General features: G+C 37.9%; 6 protein-coding genes. All 6 read right to left on the bottom strand.

Annotated elements, in window-relative coordinates:
• A partial coding sequence (locus NTV63_01535) for a response regulator (GenBank protein ID MCX6709621.1) occupies nt 1-851 on the bottom strand: 851 nt, incomplete at its 3' end.
• Nucleotides 852-1220 carry a response regulator gene (locus NTV63_01530; protein MCX6709620.1) on the bottom strand — a complete coding sequence of 123 codons (369 nt, stop codon included), beginning with the start codon at nt 1218-1220 and terminating at the stop codon, nt 852-854.
• Nucleotides 1210-2799, bottom strand: a complete 1590-nt coding sequence (locus NTV63_01525) for a HAMP domain-containing sensor histidine kinase (protein ID MCX6709619.1) — start codon at nt 2797-2799, stop codon at nt 1210-1212. Before NTV63_01525 ends, NTV63_01530 begins: the two co-directional genes overlap by 11 nt.
• A gap of 286 nt (nt 2800-3085) precedes the next feature.
• Nucleotides 3086-3376: a hypothetical protein gene (locus NTV63_01520; GenBank protein ID MCX6709618.1), complete on the bottom strand. Its 291-nt coding sequence runs from the start codon at nt 3374-3376 to the stop codon at nt 3086-3088.
• Between the two features lie 20 nt (nt 3377-3396).
• A complete protein-coding gene (locus NTV63_01515; protein ID MCX6709617.1) occupies nt 3397-3657 on the bottom strand; it encodes a hypothetical protein in 261 nt (86 codons plus the stop codon).
• A 132-nt stretch (nt 3658-3789) separates the two neighbouring features.
• Nucleotides 3790-4041, bottom strand: a complete 252-nt coding sequence (locus NTV63_01510; protein ID MCX6709616.1) for a hypothetical protein — start codon at nt 4039-4041, stop codon at nt 3790-3792.
• Between the last annotated feature and the right edge of the window lie 271 nt (nt 4042-4312).

Genomic DNA, 4312 nt, shown 5'->3' with positions numbered 1-4312 from the left:
CTTGCCTCAATCACAATCTTCTTGTCCCCTGATTCAGTTATTTTCTCAACAATGAAACCCTGTTCGTTAAGGCGCATTTTAACTGCAAGCTTATCATCCTTGCTCATATTGGGAAGCCCTACAACAAATATCGCCTGCCCGCAGGGAATCAAGGACTCAAAAACCTCTTTTTTATACCTGCTCAATGAGCCGTAGCACACAATCTTGGAAGGATTCTCTTCATTCCCTTCTTCAAGCCCATCAGGCAGTTTTAAAGTTCCGTCTATGAACCTAACTTTCTCAGTATAAGGAATATTATTGACTATTGATAAAAGAAAAGCATCAGGCCTTCCCCTGTGATTTTCCAAAAGCTCTCTTACAATATCAGATGAGCCTTTTTTTGAAGAAAGCAATGCGCAATTCTTTACTGTAAATGATTTTAAGTCATTTTCATAGGAGTCAACTGTCTCATTCATGAGGTTGTAATGCCTTACTGCGCGCTCAACTTTCGCGGATAATTCATCAAGGTCATCTCCCTTTGTCTGATAGGCAAAGAAAAGAAACTTGTCGCGCAGAATTGACTCGCTGAACTCATCAGGAAACGCAGTGTTGAATATGACTGGAATATTCCTGTCAACTTCATTTTTGATGTCAAGGCTTGCCTCAAGCCCGTTTTTTCCAGGCATCTTAATATCCATGATAACTGCCTTTGTCTTTTCGCCTGCCTTTTTTCTCTTCTTAAGAAGCTCAACTGCCTCGTCTCCTGAAGATGCTGTAAGAACCTCATAATCAGAAATGCTTGTAAAGAAATCAGAAAGCGCATCTCTCTGGGATGCCTCATCATCCACAACAAGAATAGTGTCAAGCGACATTTAGGCACCGCCCCTTGCAAGAGTGTCAACTGCTGAAATCAGTGCCTCAAGGTCTTCTATTTTTCCTTTCCGGACATAAAGCCCAAGCTCGCTGCACTCCTTTGCTTTCTGGTATTCTCCTGGAAAAGCGCTGTAAAATACTGCCTTGAAGCTATTGTCTTTCATTTTCAGCTTCCTGTAAAGCTCAATCCCGTCCATCTCAGGCATTTTTACATCCATAATAAGAACCTTGTAAGAAGCATTCCCTACCTTGCTTATTGCTTCATCTGCTGAATTTGCAGTGTCCACAATATAATCAGCGCTGAAAAGCTCTTTTAAGCTGTCGAGATTTGCAGGGCTGTCATCTATGATTAAGATTTTATCTTGCATCGCTCTTCACCTCAACAGATTTATTTTCTCCAACTGGAAGATAAAGCGTGAAAATCGTGTTTCCAGGCTCGCTTTCAAAAAGCAAATCACCATCATAAAGCTTGGCAATCCTTCTTGAAGTGGGAAGCCCCAATCCCGCGCCCTTCTTGTCCGGACGTGTTGTGAAAAAAGGCATGAAAACCTTGTCCTTTATTGCATCTTCAATCCCGCATCCTGAATCAGAAACACTTATCCTGACTGAGTTTCCATGATTGTACCTGCTGTCGCCATCTTTCAGATATTCTACAGCAAGCGAAATCTCTTTCTTTCCTGATTTTTCAACAGCGTATTCTGAGTTGATTATCAAGTTTTCAATCACTTCTCTTACCTGAGTCGGGTTTGAGTAAATTATCCCATCATAATTGGGTGAATTGGAAAATGAGATTCCTTTTTCATTAAACTGATCCTTATGAGAATCAATGATTTCCTCTAAAAGCGAACATATCTTTATTTCCTCAAATGCCTTTTCGCTCTCAATCTTACCGTATTCCATAATCATGCCTGTGACATCAAGAGCATACTCATCCTGATTCTTGATTTTAAGAACATCTTCTTTTATTCCTGTTTTTATTCCCCTTAATTCTGATCTTAATTCTTCTGGAAGATCTAATTTTTCCAATTGGTCTAATTTATCTATAAGCCCGATTCTTTTGCTTGAGCCAAGAAGGAGCGCGCAATAGATGCTTATCGGGGAGAGCGCATTCCTTATCTCATGCGCAAATCCGCCGGCCATGCTCTGCTCAGTAATCATCTTTTCTTGCTCAACAATGGTGGCCTGCGCATCTTTTAATTCCGTTAACGTGGTTTCTAATTTGTTGTTGGTTGTCTTAAGCTCGTAAACCATTGCAGCGTTCATAATAGGGATCTGCGCAAGCTTTACCATTCTCATAACAGAATCCATTTTTTCCTGAGACGGCGGCTCGTTAAGTGGAATATCTAAAGGAGAATCAATGCACATTAATCCAATCATTTCTCTGCCTTCTGCAATTTTTCTAGTAATTGGAATGTATATCTGATAAAAAAATTCTGAGAATCCTCCGCGTGGATAATCTTCAGGATTGCATTCTTTTTCATAAAGTTCTCTGTTTCGTTGAAAGAATTCTTCTTTCATTCTTTCATTGATTTCTAATTCTTTCATTGCGTTTTCGTTATCATAAAGAATAAGCGGTTCAAAATCAAATTGAGGATTAAATAAAGAGAATGGTAAACCCCTTAATTTAGGAGAAGTTATATTAAAAACATTAGATTGGGCATAATAACTTTCTTCATATCCAACTCCAGTAATCCAATGAAGCCGCATATCTGTTTTTTTTCTTGGGTCAGTTCCTATTTCGCTTATTTTTGGGATTGAGCCATCAAGGTTTTTAAAAATTAAAAATTCAGCGCAATTGAAGTTAAGAGTGTCTTTGACAGAAGTCAGAACAAGATTTATTGTGCTCTCAAGATATTTTGGATCATTTATGTCTGTTTCCAGCATTGTTTCATTTAACTTAATGCTGAGTTCTTCTATTTTTGACTCAAGAGTGCGCTTTTCTTCCATAGAAAAAGATAAATAAAACTACTATATAAACGTTACTATTAAGTAGTAAAAAAATAAATTAATTTGTTATTAACTTTGCTCTCGTGTCCTTTACTTCCTCGAGGTCCTCGAATCTGATTACTTTGCCGCACTTGGGGCACTTGAATCTTTTTGGTTTCTTTGCTGCCATAGCATATTACCTCCTTTTTTCTTTGAGAATAGTTCTTGCTTATGCTCTAAATATCACATACTATTTAAATATATCGGTATAGCAAAAGGTATATTAGATTAGAAAAGAGGTTTAAACTCATTTGGCTTTTATTATTTCAACTCTTTTTTCCTTGATGTTCGGCATTATCACAATCTTTGCATCCTTGCTGTCAAATGAGAAGAATTCTGCAACATCTTTTGGAAACACTACGCCCCAGCTGTGCCCTATCTTTATCGGGCGCTTGCGATACTCCTCTTTAAGGCGCTTTGATTCGAGAATATTGACAGCTGACATTGCCATCTCCTCTGTGAACACCCTTTTTTTGCACTTGGGGCATACATAGGCATATGTCTCAATGCCGTTGAACATTATTTCCTTCTTTTTCATTTCTGAACCGCAGACGCATTTCATTCTCTTCCTTCCTCAATGATTACTGTTTTTATCCAGATACATGATTTTCTTTCATTTACTACAACATAAAATGTCAGGTTGTCGCTGAAGTAAAGGCACTTTATGGTATTCTCCTTTGATTTATGCCTGCTGGCAATCCTTCCTTTCCTTGCCGCCTCAAAAACACGCGATAAAGTTTCAGGATAGCCAAGATTGAATTTCAAGCCGCGCTCCATAGCGCGCTTGACAGCATGGATTTCTATTATGATTTCTTTCAAGGCAAGCACCGTTTATATATAAAACTTTTGGTATAACTATTTATTATACTTAATCAGTTAATAATAAGGATATTCAGTTTAATAAATTCTTTACAATCTTTTCCGCTGTTTCTCCGGAAAAATAGAAATAATTTATTTTTTTTCTTGGTTCTTCTGATATTCTGATAATTTGCAGCCGCAGATATAGCGCAGGTAAAACATGTTCTTCATTTCTCCCTCTTCCGTGTCAAAATAGTCTTCAGTTCTCTCAAACTGCATTAGCTTATTGCACTCTTTCGGATTCTCATTCATTGGACAGGGGCAGGAGCTGCACAAAAGCGAATCCAGGGTTTCGCTTTTCATTCCCATCAGCTCTTTTGTTGTATCTTCCTGCATTTCTGTCATTAACCCCTGGTATAATTCAGTTATACTTTTTTTCATTTTTATTCACTCTTCAAGTTAATACTCTATAAAATTAAAATTTCTCCGGAAAAATAAAAATTACTTTTTCTTGTAAATCTTTTCGTAGGCAAGGTTTACGCAGTCCTCGACTGTTTTCAATTTTTCAATTTCAGAGTCAGCGATTTCTATCCCAAGGGTGTCCTCTGCGCCCATGATTATGTCAATGAGACTCAATGAGTCAGCCCCAAAATCCTTGACAAGAAGCTTTTCAGGG

It is taken from the genome of Candidatus Woesearchaeota archaeon, from assembly GCA_026394965.1.
In the GTDB taxonomy this organism is placed as follows: Archaea; Nanobdellota; Nanobdellia; order Woesearchaeales; family 0-14-0-80-44-23; genus JAPLZQ01.
Note: the sequence above shows the minus strand (reverse complement) of the source record. Positions and strands in the feature narration are given on the sequence as shown.